Origin of the sequence: Ectothiorhodospira haloalkaliphila ATCC 51935 (genome assembly GCF_000633935.1) — a bacterium.
Taxonomy (GTDB): domain Bacteria; phylum Pseudomonadota; class Gammaproteobacteria; order Ectothiorhodospirales; family Ectothiorhodospiraceae; genus Ectothiorhodospira; species Ectothiorhodospira haloalkaliphila.
Genome location: NZ_KK214998.1, coordinates 1,515,651 through 1,533,906, shown reverse-complemented (window position 1 = coordinate 1,533,906; position 18,256 = coordinate 1,515,651). Strand labels below are relative to the sequence as shown.

The following is an 18,256-nucleotide window of genomic DNA, read 5'->3' as shown; positions in this document are numbered from 1 at the left end:
CTGCGATGGTGTGGAAGTCTTCGAGGTTACCCAGCGCCAAAAGGGCTTGGCAAGTCGCCGGCCAGGCCAGTCAACCCTGCACGCAGCGGTTGCGTCCCTGGTGCTTGGCCTGATAGAGCGCCTTGTCGGCGCGGTCGAACAAGGTCATCGGGGTGTCTCCCACCCGGGCCTCGGTCACACCGGCGGACAGGGTAATGGCCACCGGTTCGCCGTCGAAATGAAAACCCAGATCGGCCAGTTCCTGGCGCAGGGAGTCGCAGAAAGACAATGCCTCGGCGGCGGGCGTGCCCACCAGGATCATGACGAACTCCTCGCCTCCGTAGCGGGCCACCATGTCGGTGCGCCGACATCGCTCTCTCAAGCGCTGGGCAACGGTGGTGATCACCCGATCGCCTGCACTGTGACCATAGGTATCGTTCACCTGCTTGAAATGATCAATGTCCCATACCACCAGGCTCAGGGGAGTGCCGAGGCGGGCCCAGCGACTCAGTTCATCAAGGATGCGTTCATCAAAGGCCTCACGGTTGGGCAGGCCGGACAGGCTGTCCTGATGGGCACGGCGCTGCTGCCAAAGGAAGGCCTCACGCAACTGCGCTGAGTGCTTTTCCAGGTCTGCCACCCGCTGGCGCAAGCGTTCGGTTTCGATGCGGACCTCCTGGTCCCGCAGGCCCTCCTGCTCCCGATAGGTCTCCATATGCTGGCCAATGGCCCGAATACGCCCGCGCACCAGTTCCTTGAGATGGGCGAGATCCAGAGTCCTGTCCGATAATCCGCTATCCAGACGGGACATCTCCCGCTCCACATTGCCCTGGAACGCCTCGCGGTTGTGTTGCGAGTCACGCAGGTGGTCGCCCTGGCCCGCCAGGTAACCATCGAAGCTGGCCAGTTCCCGGGTGATATCCTGGAGAAAGTCTTCCATCTCCTCCCGCTGATGATGAAGGTCACTCAGGCACTGATGCACCGCCTTGGCCACACGGGAGACCCACTCCGACCAGGGGGGCACACGCTCGCTCACCCTCAATTCCTGGCGCAGACGATCCATGGCATCCTGCAGCCGGGGCAACGAGGCCAGTTCCACCAGCAGTTGCAGCCCCAGGGAGCGAATCTCTGCCGCATCGCCAGAACCGTCCAACGGGGCTGCGGAAGCCCTCCCCCGAGCGCGATCATGCAACAGACCGGACAACTCGTTCAGGTAGACCTCCAATTGCGCCGAGGTGAGCATTCCTTCTGCCTGCACATCCAGTTGCAGACGGCTGAGGATCGGGTCCAGATGCGGATGCCCGCCCTCGGCGGCCATGCACAAACGGTTCAGCAGGCGCCTCAGGCTGGCCTCCAAGGCTGCCCGATCATCCAGTTCCTGTTCCAGCTGCCGAATCGTCTCCAGGCACTTGAGGCGTGCCTCATCAGTGTTCACCCACAGCGCCTCTTCTCACGTGTCCGCCGGCCTGGCCCTCCGCATGAAACTGGGCCAGTTTCACGGAATCCGGAATGACCAGCTCCACGCCCACCGGCAGATGGTCTGAATAGTTGAGGTTGTAGACATGCACCTGTTCAAGACCGAGACCCGGCGTGACCAGGATGTGGTCGAAGGCGTGCATGGGGCGCCAGCTCGGGTAGGTCTTGGCACTGTCCAGGGGTTCCTGCAGGCGGGTGTTGCGCACCAGCTTGCGTACTTCCGCCGAATGGGTCGGGGTGTTGAGATCCCCCATCACCACCACGTGCTCGTGATCACGCAGGACTTCACCGATGTACTGCAACTGACGCATGCGGGTCTTGCGCCCCAGGGACAGGTGCACCAGCATGATCACCAGGGAATCCTCGCCGCTCTCGGCCCCGAAATGGGCCTCCAGCGCCCCCCGGCCCGGGATACGGCTGGGCAGACGATGCTCCATCACCGAGTGGGGCTGGTAGCGCGACAACAACCCCAGGCTGTGCTTGGCGATCTTGCCCAGATTGCGGTTGGTCTGGCTGTACCAGTAGGGCAACTGGCTTTGGCGGGACAGGTATTCGGCCAGATTGACGAAGTTGCTGCGCAGGCTACCGGCATCCAGTTCCTGCAGACCCACCAGATCAAAGCCGGCAATGAACCGTGCAATGCTGTCCAGATTGCCCATGCGCCCGCCGTAGGGCAGCACATGCTTCCAGCTGTTGGTCAGGTAATGGTGAAAGCGGCCCGAGGCGATGCCCACCTGGACGTTGTAGCTGAGGATGCGCAGGCGCTGTCCCTGAACCGGCGGCGTGCTCGGCCCCATGGACAGGCTGGAGGCCAGGGGTCCGTCCAGGGTGATCCCGGACGGGTCCTGAGAATCCAGCCCCAGCCGTTCAAGGTATCGCTCGGCAAGCACGGGTGCCATGGATCAGAGGGCTCCGTAAGAGTGCAGGCCACCCAGGAACATGTTCACCCCCACAAAGGCAAAGGTGGTCAGCAACAGGCCAACGATGGCCCACCAGGCCATGGGCACGCCGCGCCAGCCCTTGGTGAAGCGCATGTGCAGCCAGGCAGCGTAATTGAGCCAGACGATCAGGGCCCAGACCTCCTTGGGATCCCATGACCAGTAGCCACCCCAGGCCTCGGCGGCCCACATGGCACCCAACACCGTGGCAATGGTGAAGAAGGCAAAACCGATGGCGATGGACTTGTACATGACATCGTCCAGGACCTGGCGCCCGGGCAGGCGTCTGGCCAGCAGACCGTCGGGGCGAAGACGCTCGCCGCGGGCCCGCATCAGATAGGCCACCCCCAGCATGGCGGCAATGGCAAAGCCACCGTAGCCGATGAAGTTGGCTGGCACATGCACCTTCATCCACCAACTGTTCAGGGCCGGCACCAGCGGCTGCACCTCGTGGGCCTGACGGTCCAGGGTGTAAAAGAGCAGGAAGGCCACGGCACCACTGACCAGCAGCAGCACGAACCCCCCCATGCCCCGATTCCGGCTGCGGCGCTCGTAGTAGAGGTACATCAGCACCGTCACCACGCAGAAGAGGACAAAGACCTCCCAGAGGTTGCTTACCGGGATGTAGCCCCAGGCCGGGTCGTGAAGGTATGTTTCACGCCAGCGCACGAACAACCCGACAAGGCCGAAAGTGGCTGCCACCCAGGCCAGTGCGCCGCCCACCTGGGCACTGAACTCGGTGCGACTCAGCGGCCCGGTCAACGCGCCCACGGCCACCAGAAAGGCCAGCGGACTCACCCATTCCAGCCCCGGGACGATGCCGGCCTGCCCCAGCCAGAGCAGCATGCCTCCGAGCAGTCCAGTACCCGCAGCCGTGACCATGGCGGGCATCACGCCCGCCGTGCCCGAGGCATCGCGGCGGAAGAGGTAGGCGATGTAGGCGGCCGTGGACATGAACAGCAGGGCGCACATCCACATCACCGCAGACTGCCCAGACACCAGGTATTTGAGGAAGAAGTTGGTCTCGGCCCGCGCCAGGGAATCGCCGTAACTGAGCACGCCGAGCACACTGAGCAGCCCCACGGCCACGGCATAGGCCCGGAAGGGCTTCCAGTACCAGCCCAACCAGACCCCGAGGATCGCGTGAACAATCAGCGTGATCACCTGGTAGATGTCCATGTACTGGCCGAACACGGCCAGAACAAACACGGTGGATACCGTGACCAGAGCCGCCCACAACCAATCGGTGACGGACAGGCGTTTGAAGAAGCCGGGGTATTCGGCCCCGATGGCGTCATGCGGGACGGACATGATTATTACCTCCCGTCGTGCTGGATCGAATCAGGTTGATGGGGATCACCGGGGATCGTTCTCCGAGCTTTCCCGGGCGTGACCGGTGGTATCGCCGGGGCTCTCCTGCCCCAGCACATGACGACTGAGTGTGTCAAATTCCTCGTCGAATTCCAGCATATTCCGGTTGCTGGTGCCAGCGAATACCAGTTGGCTGCCCTGCCCGGCGGGCCGGACCATCAGCCAGCAGCGCCGATGACTCATGTACAGCATGAGGAAGACGCCCACAATGAGCATCAGGCTGCCAAAGTAGACCACGTTCTGCCCGGGTGCCTTGGTGATCATCAGGCCCGAGGCCTGGACATGCTCGAAGTCGTTGAAGGTGATCAAGAAGTCCGAACCGAAGTGCGGCAGTGCATCCAGGGCCACCAGGGCGTCATCCAGGTAAGCCGCTTCCACGCCGGTCATGGATTCGATGCCTTCTTCCGCCAACACGCGCATGTACACCTCCCGCAGTGTCATGTTCACCACCCGACCGAAGAGGTCCATGAGTGATTCCCACTGCTGCTGGGGTGCACGCTGCTCAATATCGGCGACGATGGCATCGTAACCGCCCTGCACGAACAGATCCATCAGGCGGATCATGATGGTCTCCACCACCTCCAGGGGCACCTCGCCCTGGGTGCCCTGGAACTGGCGGGCAGCGGATGTGGCCACATCGGCCACCACATCCGCCACCTGCTGATCATCGTTCAGGAAGGAGACCATGCGCATGAAGCGATCCACGCCATCCCCACCCGGGTCCTTGGGCATGTAGAGATACTGGAACGGCTCGGCGGTGCTGTGCCGCACCCCGGTGAGCACGAAACGCGTGCCATCCCGCTCCATGGGGTTTTTCATGGCCCGGAAGAACATGCCCGAGCCGCTGGGGTCACGGATGGTGTAGTCCAGGCTCGGGCCCATGTCACGGCGTTCGGCATTGCCGTCCGCATCCACCACGGTACCGATGTTGTGGGTCTGCAGATCGGTGAACTCGAAGGTGTAGCGGCTGCCGTCGGTCAGTTCCTGAACATGGTTGCCATACACCCGCGTGTCCAGCGGCAGCGGATCCCGGGCCCCCCGCGCCAGGTGATGCAGGTTCAGATTCAGGAAGGAGCCACCGTCCCGGAAACTGGCCTGGTAGATGGCATAGCCACGATGAATCAGCGGTTCGTTGACGCTGATGGTGCGGGCCAGGGGCTCGTCCAGTTCGTCATCGTGAATGACCAGGTCGGATTCAAAGGCGCGCTCCTGGCCGGTCTCGTGCCGTTCCACGCGAAAATCCTTCACCTCGATGCGAAAGGGCAGATCCTGCACCACGTAACCGTCGCGGATGGTGATGAAGGCCACGGTGGCGCTGTGCCCCTCGGGGATCTCCACACTGCCCCGGAAAGAGGGGTTGGAAGGCCCGAGGCGGCTCTGCTCGGGCACCTGGGAGGCGGGGATCTCCCGCGTCTCCAGCACCAGATTGCCGGTCATCTCCGCCAGCATGAGGGGCACCCGGCCATCGATCAGGCCGCCCACGCAGATGATGACGATGGCGCCATGGGTGAAGAAATAGCCCAGGCGGTTACCGCTGCCCCGCATGGCCGACAGCAGGCGAGTGCCATCGGCCTGCTCCACCTGACGCACCCGGTAGCCGCGTGCCCCCAGCACGTTGCCGGCACGCTCCAGCACCTGCGCGGGGGGTTCAGGGTGTGTTTCGCTCTGCACGTTGTGGGCAAAACTGCGCAGGGACTTTTCCCGCACGTTCAGGCGGAAATTGCGCATGTCACGCAGCATGGTCGGCGTGGTGCGGTAGATGCAGACGGCCGTGGAGACCACGAGAAAGGCCAGCACAAACAAGAACCAGCCCGCGGCGTAGACGTTATAGAGGTTGAGGGTGCGGAACAGCTCGTGCCAGAACGGCCCGAAGTTCATCAGGTAATTCTGGAAGGGCTGATTCTGCTCCAGCACCGTGCCCACCACCGAGGCCACCGCCAGGATCACCAGAAGGGTGATGGCCAGGTTCATGGACCCCAAAAAACTCACCAGAATGGAGAGGCGGGAGGGATGTCGTGGGGATGCAGAGTCCTGGGAGGAACGATTCATGCCGTGAAGAAACCCGTTGGGATACCGGTGGGGCCCGTTCTGGTGGTGGAATGGGCTCTCTGACCACGAAAACCGGGAAAAGATCCGGGTAATACAGCGTGCTCAGACACAAGGGACTGACCATCAAAAAAGGGGTGACTTACGTCACCCCTTTTCAGGACCTACCAGACAAGTATCACTTGGGATCCAGGGTCGCCATGTACTCGGAAACGGCCTTCATTTCCTCCTCGGACATGCGCGAGGCCACAATGCGCATCATCCGGCCCGGGTCATTGTGGCGCTGGCCCTTGCTGAACTGATTGAGCTGATCCAGGCTGTAGGCGCCATGCTGGGCAGCCACCTTGGGGAATACCGCAGCAGGGTTGCCCTTGCCACCGGGGCCGTGACAGGCCACACAGGCAGCCACGCCCTCACTGATGTTACCGCCAAAATAGATCTGCTTACCCAAGGCAAGCGTCTCGTCATCGGCACTGGTGCGGCCCGGAGAGGCTTCCTGGGTGGAGTAAAATGCTGCCAGATCGCGCATGTCCTGCTCGTCGAGCTGAGCCACCTGGGGGTTCATCAGTGCGTGGCTGCGGTCACCCGCCTTGTAGTCCATGAGCTGCTTGAAGAGATAGGCCTTGTCCTTGCCGGCAATCTTCGGCCAGGCGGGGTTCACGCTGTTGCCGTCGGCCTGGTGGCAAGCGATGCAGGGGGTGGAGATCGCCTGTCCGCGCTCCGGGTCGCCCCGCTCGGTATCGGCATGCAGCGACGCCGACAGACTCATTCCCAGGGTGGCGGCGGCAATTACGACGAATTTTTTCATTGTGGGTTGACTCCTGAACCTGAAACAGTGTGCGCTTTTCTTTGGTAACCTGTGGCACCCGGACGCGACCGGCGCAACCTCAAAATAGCCGCAATGTATACCACACTCACCCCCCCGCCGCAAAAGCAGGCAGGGGTGGTACTCAATCATCGCTACGCGAGTTAGACATTAAATGAACCCGGTTTACTCCCGGGCCGAGTTCCTGACCAGTGCCGCCAGCCTCAAGGGCTTGCCACCGGAAACAGGGCGCGAAGTCGCCTTCGCCGGCCGCTCCAACTCTGGCAAGTCCAGCGCCATCAACACATTGTGCCAGCAAAGGGCATTGGCGCGTACCAGCAAGACGCCTGGCAGGACTCAGCTCATCAACTTCTTCGCCCTGGACGAGGACCACCGCCTGGTGGACTTGCCTGGATACGGTTACGCCAAGGTGCCTGAGGCGGTGCGCCGTCGTTGGGGACATTTGATGGAGCAATACCTGGCGGGCCGCGAATGCCTGCGCGGACTGATCCTGGTGATGGATATCCGCCACCCCCTCACGGAACACGACTGGCAAATGGTCGGCTGGGCCCATCGGCGACACCTGCCCCTGCATGTCCTGCTCACCAAGGCCGACAAGCTCAAGCGTGGACCGGCACTGGATACGGTGCGTCAGGTGGCCTCCGCCCTGGGTGCCGAGGATGTGGATGCCACGGTACAACCCTTTTCATCGCTCAAGAAGCAGGGCGTGGATGATGCCCATTCAGTGCTGGATCACTGGCTATTCGCCTCCCGAGGGCCAGAGGCACAGGCGCCCGACACGCCGGAACCCGAAGGCTGAAACGCAGGCAAAAAAAGCCCCGGGGGCCATTGGGGGTTGGCCGGTCCGGGGCAGAGGTTGGCTCGACTTGGGGGAGTGCGAGCCATCCCGCTCAGGGAGGTAAGCGGGAAGCGCCGGGCTGCAGCGCTTACCCCTTGTGACTACCCACCGGGACAATGGTTCACTCTTTTTGTCAGGTAAAGCTCAAAAAAAAGCCCCGCGGCGCTTTAACGACGCGGGGCCAGGCTTGGGCTCGACTTGGGGGAGTCAGAGCATCCCGCTCAGGGGGTTAAGCGGGAAGCGCCCCATCCGGAGCGCCTAACCTGACAGACAGGGCCTTCGAGGGAAAGTTCTGGTCCTGGGTGCCCGCTGGAAATCAATGTTTCAAAACGTGAAATACATCTCATTGGAGGGGGGGGTCATCAGTGTGCCGCGTCCCAATTGGCACCCACACCCACGTCCACCACCAGCGGCACTTCAAGCTCCGCCGCCTGGCACATGAGCCGGCTGAGTTCCTCGCGCACCGCCTCCACGGCCACCTCTTCCACCTCGAACACCAGTTCGTCATGCACCTGCATGATCATGGTGAGTGGCCGCCCGGATGACTGGATCCAGTCATCCACCGCCAGCATGGCCCGCTTGATGATGTCTGCCGCCGTGCCCTGCATGGGGGCATTGATGGCCAGGCGTTCTGCCTGATTGCGCACCTGGGCATTGCGGGCCTTGATATCCGGCAGATAAAGGCGGCGACCGAACACCGTCTCCACATAGCCCTGCTCCCTGGCCCGCTCACGGGTATCGTCCATGTAGGCCTTCACACCCGGATAGCGGGCAAAGTAGCGATCCACATACTCCTGGGCGGCCCCCCGCTCGATGCCCAGCTGCCGGGCCAGCCCGAAGGCCGACATGCCGTAGATCAGGCCGAAGTTGATGGCCTTGGCAGCCCGCCTCTGCTCATGGGTGACCTGGTCCGGCTCCAGACCCCAGACCTCGGCAGCGGTGGCCTGATGGATATCCATGCCCTGACTGAAGGCCTCCACCAGCCCCTTGTCACCGGAAAGATGGGCCATGATGCGCAATTCAATCTGCGAGTAGTCGGCGGCCATGATCACCCGCCCCTGGGGCGCCACGAAGGCCTGGCGAATGCGGCGCCCCTCGGGCGTGCGCACGGGGATATTCTGCAGGTTGGGCTCGGAGGAGGACAGGCGCCCGGTGCTGGTCACCGCCTGATGATAGGACGTATGCACCCGCCCCGTGTCAGCATCGATGCGCCCGGGCAGCTTGTCGGTATAGGTGGATTTGAGCTTGGACAGCCCGCGATACTCCAGGATCAATCGGGGCAGCGGGTAGTCCGCCGCCAGCTGTTCCAGCACGTCCTCCGCAGTGGAGGGCTGCCCCTTGGGTGTCTTGCGCACCACGGGCAGTTTCTGGCGCTCGAACAGGATCTCCTGGATCTGCTTGGGCGAGCCCAGGTTGAAACTGCCGCCGGCCACCTCATGGGCCTCGCGCTCGATCTCTCCCATGCGGTCCGACAGTTCATGGCTCTGTGTGAAGAGCAGGTCCGCGTCCACCCGCACCCCGGCCCGCTCCATACGCGAGAGCACGGGCACCAGGGGGATTTCCAGTTCCTCGTAGATACGACGCTGCCCCGCCTCTCCCTGAAGCCGCCCCCAGAGGTACTCATGCAGGCGCAGGGTGACGTCGGCATCCTCGGCCGCATAGGGGGCCGCCTCATCCAGGCGGACCTGGGAGAAGGCAATCTGCTTGGCTCCCTTGCCGGCGACCTCCTCGTAATGGGTGGTGCGGATTCCCAGGTGACGCTCGGCCAGGGTATCCATGTCATGGCGGCTGGCGGTGCTGTTGAGCACATAGGACGACAGCATGGTGTCGTGGGCGATGCCGCGCAGCTCGATGCCGTGGTTGAGCAGCACGTTGCGATCGTACTTGAGGTGATGCCCCAGCTTGGGCCGGTCCGGGTCCTCCAGCAGGGGCTTCAGCCGGGCCAGGGTCTCCTCCCGGGGCAGTTGCTGTGGGGCATCGGCGTAATCATGGGCCAGGGGCAGATAGGCCGCCTCGCCGGGGCGAACCGAGAAGGAAACCCCCACCACCTGCGCCTGCATGTAGTCCAGACTGGTGGTCTCGGTGTCGAAGGCAAACAACTCCGCCGTTTGCAGCCTCTCCACCCAGCGATCCAATTGCTCTTTTTCCAGCAGGGTTTCGTACTCCACGGGATCGCCCCCGGCACCTGCCTGTTCCGGCTGCCCCTCCCCCTCCTGGACCTCGCCACCCAGCTCCTTGAGCCAGCTGCGAAATTCGAAGCGCTCCAGCAGGCCGCGCAGGGTCTCGGACTCGGCTGGCTGCAGTTCCAGTCCCGTGGGCGCCAGGTCCAGGTCCAGATCGCAGCGCACCGTGACCAGCTCCCGGGACAGGGGCAGGCTGTCCAGGCTGGCGCGCAGGTTCTCGCCCACCTTGCCCTTGATCTCGTCGGCATGGGCCATGATGGCGTCCAGGTCCCCGTGGGCATCCAGCCATTTCACCGCCGTCTTGGGGCCCACCTTGTCCACGCCGGGCACATTGTCCGAGGTGTCCCCCACCAGGCTCAGGTAGTCCACGATCAGCGATGGCGGCACGCCAAAGCGCTCCTTCACGCCGGCCTCATCCAGGGTGGTTCCCGTCATGGTGTTCACCAGGGTGACACCCGGCTCCACCAATTGCGCCAGGTCCTTGTCGCCGGTGGAGATCACCACCTCCATGCCGTCCCGGCGGGCCTGCCGCGCCAGGGTGCCGATCACATCGTCCGCCTCCACCCCCGGCACCACCAGGATAGGAATGCCCATGGCCCGCACCAGTTCGTGCAGCGGATCCACCTGCGCCGCCAGTTCATCGGGCATGGGTGGACGGTTGGCCTTGTACTGTTCATAAAGGTCATCCCGGAAGGTGCGCCCCTTGGCATCGAACACCACGACCATGTGATCGGGCGCGTAGTCGCTCATCAGCCGCCGCAGCATGTTGGCCACACCCAGCACGGCCCCTGTGGGCTCGCCCCGGGAATTGGACAGGGGTGGCAGGGCGTGAAAGGCGCGGTACAGATAGGATGAACCGTCCACCAGGACCAGGGGCTTGCTGTCAGTCACGGATTGATCTCTTGCTTTGGGTACGGGGTCGATGGCGCCGTTGCCGCCGGAGAGCTCCATTGTGGCCCGATGCGAAAAAATGACCAAACAATGCGGTTTGCCAGCGAGGGGGAACGCGATATGCTTCGGTGAAACAACGAAACATCGAGCACATCATGAAGCGTGACCAGCGAGCCTCCCATCCAGGCCTGCAACCCATGGATGACACCATGCTCACCCGGGAGAGCTGGAAGATATTCCAGATCATGGGCGAGTTCGTGGAGGGCTTCGAGCGTCTGGCCCGAATCAAGCCTTCGGTGAGCATCTTCGGCTCCGCCCGCATCCCGCCCGAGAGCCCTACATACCAGCTGGCCGAAAAGATCGCCCGGGAACTGTCCGATGCAGGTTTTGCCGTGGTCAGCGGTGGCGGCCCCGGCATCATGGAGGCGGCCAACAAGGGGGCGTTTGGTGGGAAATCTCCCAGTATCGGGCTGAACATCAATCTGCCCCATGAGCAGACCGCCAACGCCTACCAGGACGTCTCCCTGTACTTCCGCCACTTCTTCTCCCGCAAGGTGATGTTCGTCAAATACGCCTCGGCCTATGTGGTCCTGCCAGGCGGCTTCGGCACCCTGGACGAACTGGCGGAGATCCTCACCCTGGTACAAACCAACAAGACTCGCCGCATCCCCATCATCCTGGTGGGCTCGGCGTTCTGGAAGGGACTGCTGGAGTGGTTCGAGAACACCCTGGTCACGGATGGCACCATCAGCCCGGAAGACCTGGAACTTTACACCGTGGTGGATGATTCCAAATCCGTCGTCGACGCCATCTTCAACTTTTACGAATACGGCGGCCTGGAGCCCACCAGCGAAGAACGCGAGAGGCTCATGGACCTATGACCACACGCCGCGCACTCATCCCCCTGATGCTCACCGCCTGCCTGGCCACCCCCGTGTCGGCCCAGGATCAGGCCGCGCCACCACCCCCGCCCCTGCTGGACGACTCGGCCCAGGTCACCCGGGAGTTGATGGAGCCGCAAGTCACCATCATCGAGCGCGAAGGGGAACGCATTGAGGAATTCCGCCTCCAGGGCGAGCTGTACATGATCCGCGTGCAACCGGAAAACGCCCCGGCCTACTATCTGGTGGACATGGACGGCGACGGTCGCCTGGAAACCCGGATGCACGAACTGGACCCCAAGATCCTCATCCCGTCCTGGGTGATCTTCAGATTTTAGGAGACTGCACGCCGCCTTCAGCCTGACATGGGATCCAGGTCGGTGAACTCACGCCAGCGCACCATCCGCGACTGGAAGTCCTGATAGGAGCGGATCACCCGCCGGGCCGTGCTGTCCTCCTCGGCCATCTCCTCCAGCACCTCATCGGTCAACCGTCGCAGCGACGCCAGCACCGGTTCCGGGAAACGTTTTAACGGCACGCCATAATCCTGGATGAGCGAATCCAGTGCCTGCTGATTGCGAGCCGTGAACTCCATCAGCATATGGTCACTTGCCAACCGGCAGGCATGGGTCACCGCCTGTCGCAACGTGACGGGCAAGGCCTCATAGGCATCACGGTTGATCAGCGCCTCCACCAGCGCACTGGGCTGCTGCCAGCCCGGATAATGGTAATGCCATCCCCAGCGGTGCAACCCCAGCTCCTTGTCCCCATAGGGCCCCACCCACTCGGCCGCATCAACCCGTCCCGCCCGGATGGCATCGAGAATGTCATCACCAGCCAGGGACAGCACCCGGGCCCCGGACCGGCGCATCACCTCCCCACCCAGCCCGGACATGCGAATCGACAACCCTTCCAGATCCGCAGGCTCGTTGATCTCGCGCCTGAACCAGCCGCCCATCTGGGCACCTGTATTACCGCAAGGAAACGGAATCACATCGAAATGCCGATACAGATCCCGCCACAACTCCAGCCCACCGCCCTTGTAAAGCCAGGCATGTGTCTCCTGAGCATTCATGCCAAACGGTACCGACGTGAACAACTGCGCCGCGGGACCCACATCATCCCAATAATGGGCTGCCCCATGACCGATCTCCGCCGAACCGCGGGCCACCGCTTCAAAAACCTCCAGCGCAGGCACCAGATCATCCGCCCCGAACACCCGCACCGAGATCCGCCCGCTGGAAAGCTCATTGATGGCCCGGGCCAGAAAATCCGCCCCCGCCCCCAATCCCGGCGAACCATGAGGCCAGGCGGTCACCATGCGCCAGTGGAACCTGAGACCCGTATCCCGCATCCCGTCACTGGCGTTGCCCTCCGGCGAACCACAGCCGGCCAATGCCCCCGCCGAAGCCAGGGCCGCCAGACCACCCGCCTTACCCAGAAACTCCCTTCGCCGCATGAAAGACCTCACTGGATGTCTTCTCGATCAAACCTCTGAAGCCAAAACCACCGAAATGCAGGTCTCGGCAGGGGGGCATCCCTGAGAGCGGGCGTTCGCCGCATGGATGCGGCGGTCGAGCCTACACGGATGTATTCACGGCGTCCCGCGGCCAGGGATACCGCCCACCAGCGGCCGGCGCAGCACCTTGATGCCCGATGAACACCCCAACCTCACCCTACAGGCTCCAGCTTCGCATACCCCACCACCAACCACTTGACGCCCTCACCATCAAACCGCACCTGCACCCGCGCCGAAGAAGCCTGACCCTCACAATCCAGGATCACCCCCTCACCGAACTTCTTGTGCCGCACCCGCGCCCCCAGGGTCAAGCCCTCCGCCGGCGGTTCCTTGACCCGCCTGGTCCGCACCGGCTCCGCCACCGGTCGCCGCAGCGTCGCCCGCGGGCGCACATCCTCCAGCAGATCCTCCGGCAACTCCGCAATGAACCGCGAAGGCGCGTTATAACTCTCCCGACCATGCAGACGCCGACTCTCCGCATACGTCAGCACCAGCCGACGGCAGGCCCGCGTGATCCCCACATAGGCCAGACGCCGCTCCTCCTCCAGCCGACCCGGCTCCTCCAGCGACATCCGGTGCGGAAACAACCCCTCCTCCATGCCCACCAGAAACACCAGAGGAAACTCCAGACCCTTGGCCGAATGCAGCGTCATCAACTGCACACAATCCTCCCAGGCGTCCGCCTCACCCTCGCCCGCCTCCAGGGCCGCATGGGACAAGAACGCCGTCAGCGGACTCATGTCCTCATGCCGCTCCGGATCATGGACAAAACCGCGGGCAGCACTCACCAGCTCCTCCAGGTTATCCACCCGCGCCTGAGCCTTCTCCCCCTTCTCCGCCTCGTAATGATCCTTGAGACCCGAATGCGCGATCACATGCTCCACCTGCTCATGCAGATCCAGATTGGCACAGGCAGTGGCCATATCATCCAACAGCACCCTGAACCCCCGCAGCGCATTACCGGCCCGGGCCGCCAGGGCGCCCTGCTCCAGCAGCCTGCCAGCGGCATCCCACAGCGACACGCCCTGCGCCCGGGCCTGTTCACGGATCAACGCCACGGTGCGCTCCCCCAGGCCCCGCGTGGGTTGATTGATCACCCGTTCCAGGGCCGTGTCATCGTCACGCGACGCCACCAGGCGCATATAGCACAAGGCATCCTTGATCTCGGCCCGCTCGAAGAAGCGCAGGCCCCCGTAAACCCGGTAGGGGATGCCCGCCTGGATCAGGGTTTCCTCCAGCACCCGCGACTGGGCGTTGGAGCGATAGAGAATGGCCACGTCACGACAGGCTCCGCCCCCCTCCCGCCAGCCGCGGAGCTGATCAGCCACGAACCGGGCCTCATCGTATTCATTGAAGGCACCGTAGAGCGTGATCGGCTCCCCCTGCAACCCATCCGTCCACAACTCCTTGCCCAGGCGCGAGCCGTTCTGACGGATCAGGGTGTTGGCCGCCCCCAGGATGGTGGCGGTGGAGCGGTAATTCTGCTCCAGACGCACCGTCAGGGCGCCGGGGAAGTCCCGCGTGAACTTCTGGATGTGCTCGATGCGGGCACCACGCCAGCCGTAGATGGATTGGTCATCATCACCCACGGCGAATACCGGCGTCTTGTCCCCGGCCAGCAGACGCAGCCAGGCATACTGGATGTCGTTGGTATCCTGGAACTCATCCACCAGCAGGTGACGGAAGCGACTGCGGTAATGCTCCAGCAGCGTCGGGGTGTCGCGCAGCAACTCCAGGCTGCGCAGCATGAGCTCGGCAAAATCCACCACACCGGCACGCTGACAGGCCTGCTCATAGGCCGTGTAGAAGCGGATCATCTGCCGGTTCACCGGGTCGCCGGTATCCTGCATGTGCGCCGGGCGCACCCCCTCATCCTTGCGACCATTGACGAACCACTGCATCTTGCGCGGTGGCCAATGGGCCTCGTCCAGCTCCAGGGCCTTGAGCACGCGCTTCACCAAGCGGTACTGATCGTCCGAATCCAGGATCTGGAAGTTCTCCGGCAGCCTGGCTTCGCGCCAATGGGCCCGCAGCAGTCGGTGAGACAGGCCGTGGAAGGTGCCCACCCAAAGCCCCCGGGGCGGCATGCCCAGCAGACCCTCCAGCCGCCCACGCATCTCGCTGGCCGCCTTGTTGGTGAACGTGACCGCCAGAATGCTGTGGGGAGACAGGCCCTCCGCCTGAATCAACCAGGCGATGCGATGCACCAGCACGCGGGTCTTGCCACTGCCGGCGCCCGCCAGCACCAGAATCGGACCAGAGGGGCTGCCCACCGCCTGGCGCTGGGCCTCGTTCAGGGAATCAAACAAAGGGGAAACATCCATGGTCGAATCTTACCAAAACCCCGACCTCCCGGAACGCACCACTTGCCAGTTTGGCGTTTAGGGTCGAGACTTGATCCTGAGCAAAACGCAAGACAGGCATCCCACACTCCCACAGCGCCCAAAGACAGACACGCCCATGACCAAGCCCAGCCAAGCCCGCGACATGCAGTCCCATTGGGACTCCTCCTTCCTGGACGCGGGCAATGCCGCCTATCTGGAACAACTCTTCGAGGCCTACCAGCAGGACCCGGACCAGGTACCGGAGATCTGGCGACAGCACTTCGACGACATCACCCACGGCGGAAGGGACGACACCTCCGTGCTGCACAGCCAGGTGCGGGAAGAGTTTCGCGAGCTGGCCGAGGCGGGCCCGGGACGTGGCCTGCCCATGGGCAGTCTGGAACACGAGCGCAAACAGGTGCGGGTGCTGCAGTACATCAACGCCTTCCGTTTCCTGGGGCACCTGCAGGCCGATCTGGACCCCCTGGGTCTGTCCGAACCGGCGTCACTTCCCGAACTCACCCTGGAACATCATGACCTGTCCGAGCAGGATCTGGGCACGGTGTTCAACACCGGTTCGCTGGTGGGCCCCGACGAGGCACAGCTGAGGGAAATCACGCGCATCCTCAAGGGCACCTACTGCAAGACCATGGGCGCCGAATACATGCATATCACCGACACGGGTGAAAAGCGCTGGCTGCAGCAGAAACTGGAGTCGGTGCGCGGGGAGCCCCATTTCAGCGACGAACGCCGGCGCTACATCCTGGACCGCCTGACTGCCGCCGAAGGCCTGGAGCGCTACCTGCACAGTCGCTACGTGGGTCAAAAGCGCTTCTCGCTCGAGGGCGGAGAAAGCCTGATCCCGCTGCTGGACGAGGTCATCCACCGGGCTGGCGAGCGAGGCGTGAAGGAAACCGTCATGGGCCTGGCCCACCGCGGCCGCCTCAACGTGCTGGTGAACATCCTGGGCAAATCCCCGGCGGAACTCTTCCAGGAATTCGAGGGCACCGGACGTCGCCACCCGGGCACCGGCGACGTCAAATACCACATGGGTTTCTCTTCGAATCTGGAAACCCCCGGCGGGCCCATGCACCTGGCCCTGGCCTTCAACCCGTCCCACCTGGAAATCGTCGGCCCCGTGGTGGAAGGCTCGGTGCGGGCACGCCAGAACCGGCGCGGCGACAAGGACGGGGACCAGGTCTTGCCCCTGGTGATCCATGGTGACGCGGCCTTTGCCGGCCAGGGTGTGGTCATGGAAACCCTGAACATGTCCCAGACCCGCGGCTTTGCCACCAAGGGCACGCTGCACGTGGTGATCAACAACCAGATCGGATTCACCACCAGCACCCTCAGGGACGCCCGTTCCACCCCCTATTGCACCGACGTGGCCAAGATGGTGAACGCGCCCATCCTGCATGTGAACGGCGACGACCCGGAAATGGTGATGTTTGCCGCCCAGATCGCCCTGGACTACCGCATGACCTTCAAGAAGGACGTGGTCATCGACCTGATCTGCTACCGGCGACAGGGGCACAACGAGGCCGACGAGCCCGCAGTGACCCAACCAGCCATGTACCGGCGCATCAAGGAGAGCCCCACCACCCGGGCCCGCTATGCCCAGCGCCTGGAAAAGGCAGGGGTGATCGACGATGACGAGGCCCGCTCCATGGAGGCATCGCTGCGCACCCGCCTGGACACCGGCGAGGGCATCATGCCCTACGTGCTGGAGGGCAGCGACCAGGGCTATGACAAGTCCGCCGTGGACTGGAAGCCATTCCTGGATCAGGATTGGCGCCAGAGCGCTCAGACCCGCGTGGGCCTGGATACGCTACGGGACCTGTGGAAGCGCATCTGTGACATCCCCGAGGGGTTCGAGCTCCACCCGCGGGTCGCCAAGCTCATGGACGATCGACGCAAGATGGCCGCCGGCTCCCTGCCTATGGACTGGGGCTTCGCCGAGACCAGCGCCTATGCGGCACTGCTGGCGGATGGCTATCCGGTCAGGCTCACCGGCCAGGACAGTGGCCGGGGCACGTTCTTCCACCGACACGCTGTGCTGTTCAACCAGAAGGACGGAGACCGCTGGATCCCGTTGCGGCATCTCTCCGATCGCCAGGCGGATTTCCTGGTCATCGACTCGCTACTCTCCGAGGAGGCCGTACTGGCCTTCGAATACGGCTATGCCACCGCCACCCCCAACACCCTCACCCTGTGGGAGGCACAATTCGGGGATTTCGCCAATGGTGCCCAGGTGGTCATCGACCAGTTCATCAGTTCCGGCGAACAGAAATGGGGCCGCCTGTGCGGCCTGGTGATGCTGCTGCCCCATGGCTATGAGGGGCAGGGTCCCGAACACTCATCGGCGCGCCTGGAGCGCTACATGCAGCTGTGCGCACAGAACAACATGCAGGTATGCGTGCCCACCACCCCCTCGCAGATCTTCCACCTGCTGCGCCGCCAGATGGTGCGCCCGTACCGCAAGCCCCTGGTGGTGATGACGCCCAAGAGCCTGCTGCGCCACAAGCTGGCGGTCAGCAGCCTGGAAGATCTCACCGAGGGTCGTTTCCACAATGTGATCGGCGAGATCGATGATCTGGATCCGAAGGGCGTGACCCGGGTGGTCATGTGCTCCGGCAAGGTCTATTACGACCTGCTCGAACGCCGCCGCAAGGAGGAGAAGCATAATATCGCCGTGCTACGCATCGAGCAGCTCTATCCGTTCCCGGAGGAAGACCTGTCCCGTGCCCTGGAGGCCTTCCCCAATGCCAGTGAGTTCTACTGGGTGCAGGAAGAACCGCTCAATCAGGGCGCCTGGTATTCCAGCCAGCATCACATGCGTACCCTGCTCGGCCCCGACCGTTATCTGCAGCACGTGACCCGGCCCGCCAGCGCGGCGCCCGCCGTGGGACACCTGGATGTGCACGTGAAGCAGCAGGAAGCCCTGATCGAACGCGCCCTGCGCCAGTCGTAGGCGGCGATGACCC

The 18,256-nt window shown here is 63.5% G+C and carries 12 protein-coding genes; 4 read left to right on the top strand and 8 right to left on the bottom strand.

Annotation, left to right across the window (positions count from 1 at the left end):
- Positions 1-70: 70 nt before the first annotated feature.
- The 5 genes from ECTHA_RS0114925 to ECTHA_RS0114905 form a co-directional block, all read right to left on the bottom strand.
- Positions 71-1,414 carry a GGDEF domain-containing protein gene (locus tag ECTHA_RS0114925; RefSeq protein WP_025280245.1) on the bottom strand — a complete coding sequence of 448 codons (1,344 nt, stop codon included), beginning with the start codon at positions 1,412-1,414 and terminating at the stop codon, positions 71-73.
- Positions 1,404-2,252 carry an endonuclease/exonuclease/phosphatase family protein gene (locus ECTHA_RS18565; protein WP_128571983.1) on the bottom strand — a complete coding sequence of 283 codons (849 nt, stop codon included), beginning with the start codon at positions 2,250-2,252 and terminating at the stop codon, positions 1,404-1,406. The genes ECTHA_RS0114925 and ECTHA_RS18565 overlap by 11 nt, the downstream gene beginning before the upstream one ends.
- 105 nt (positions 2,253-2,357) lie before the next feature.
- Positions 2,358-3,704: a c-type cytochrome biogenesis protein CcsB gene (ccsB, locus tag ECTHA_RS0114915; RefSeq protein WP_025280243.1), complete on the bottom strand. Its 1,347-nt coding sequence runs from the start codon at positions 3,702-3,704 to the stop codon at positions 2,358-2,360.
- A 45-nt stretch (positions 3,705-3,749) separates the two neighbouring features.
- Positions 3,750-5,813, bottom strand: coding sequence for a cytochrome c biogenesis protein ResB (locus ECTHA_RS0114910; protein WP_025280242.1), 2,064 nt, complete (start codon positions 5,811-5,813; stop codon positions 3,750-3,752).
- Between the two features lie 175 nt (positions 5,814-5,988).
- Positions 5,989-6,618 carry a c-type cytochrome gene (locus tag ECTHA_RS0114905; RefSeq protein WP_025280241.1) on the bottom strand — a complete coding sequence of 210 codons (630 nt, stop codon included), beginning with the start codon at positions 6,616-6,618 and terminating at the stop codon, positions 5,989-5,991.
- 172 nt (positions 6,619-6,790) lie between these two features.
- Here ECTHA_RS0114905 and yihA point away from each other — a divergent pair, with 172 nt between their 5' ends.
- Positions 6,791-7,435 carry a ribosome biogenesis GTP-binding protein YihA/YsxC gene (gene yihA, locus ECTHA_RS0114900; protein WP_025280240.1) on the top strand — a complete coding sequence of 215 codons (645 nt, stop codon included), beginning with the start codon at positions 6,791-6,793 and terminating at the stop codon, positions 7,433-7,435.
- A gap of 401 nt (positions 7,436-7,836) precedes the next feature.
- Here yihA and polA read toward each other — a convergent pair whose 3' ends face one another.
- Positions 7,837-10,608 (bottom strand): DNA polymerase I, encoded by a 2,772-nt coding sequence (gene polA / locus ECTHA_RS0114895; protein ID WP_203225290.1) that lies wholly within the window; start codon positions 10,606-10,608, stop codon positions 7,837-7,839.
- Between the two features lie 95 nt (positions 10,609-10,703).
- On the opposite strand from polA, the gene ECTHA_RS0114890 reads away from it, so the two are divergent.
- Together ECTHA_RS0114890 and ECTHA_RS0114885 are read left to right on the top strand one after the other, a co-directional pair.
- Entirely contained in the window at positions 10,704-11,429 is a 726-nt protein-coding gene (locus ECTHA_RS0114890; RefSeq protein WP_025280238.1) for an LOG family protein, read from the top strand.
- The gene (locus ECTHA_RS0114885) at positions 11,426-11,767 is read left to right on the top strand and encodes a DUF2782 domain-containing protein (protein WP_025280237.1); all 342 of its coding nucleotides are present in this window, start codon (positions 11,426-11,428) and stop codon (positions 11,765-11,767) included. Before ECTHA_RS0114890 ends, ECTHA_RS0114885 begins: the two co-directional genes overlap by 4 nt.
- Before the next feature lie 17 nt (positions 11,768-11,784).
- Here ECTHA_RS0114885 and ECTHA_RS0114880 read toward each other — a convergent pair whose 3' ends face one another.
- Both ECTHA_RS0114880 and uvrD read right to left on the bottom strand, forming a co-directional pair.
- Complete coding sequence (locus ECTHA_RS0114880; protein ID WP_025280236.1) at positions 11,785-12,888, bottom strand: TRAP transporter substrate-binding protein; 1,104 nt, start codon at positions 12,886-12,888, stop codon at positions 11,785-11,787.
- A 212-nt stretch (positions 12,889-13,100) separates the two neighbouring features.
- Positions 13,101-15,272 (bottom strand): DNA helicase II, encoded by a 2,172-nt coding sequence (uvrD, locus tag ECTHA_RS0114875; protein ID WP_025280235.1) that lies wholly within the window; start codon positions 15,270-15,272, stop codon positions 13,101-13,103.
- A 163-nt stretch (positions 15,273-15,435) separates the two neighbouring features.
- On the opposite strand from uvrD, the gene ECTHA_RS0114870 reads away from it, so the two are divergent.
- The gene (locus tag ECTHA_RS0114870; protein ID WP_238984836.1) at positions 15,436-18,243 is read left to right on the top strand and encodes a 2-oxoglutarate dehydrogenase E1 component; all 2,808 of its coding nucleotides are present in this window, start codon (positions 15,436-15,438) and stop codon (positions 18,241-18,243) included.
- The last annotated feature ends 13 nt before the right edge of the window (positions 18,244-18,256 follow it).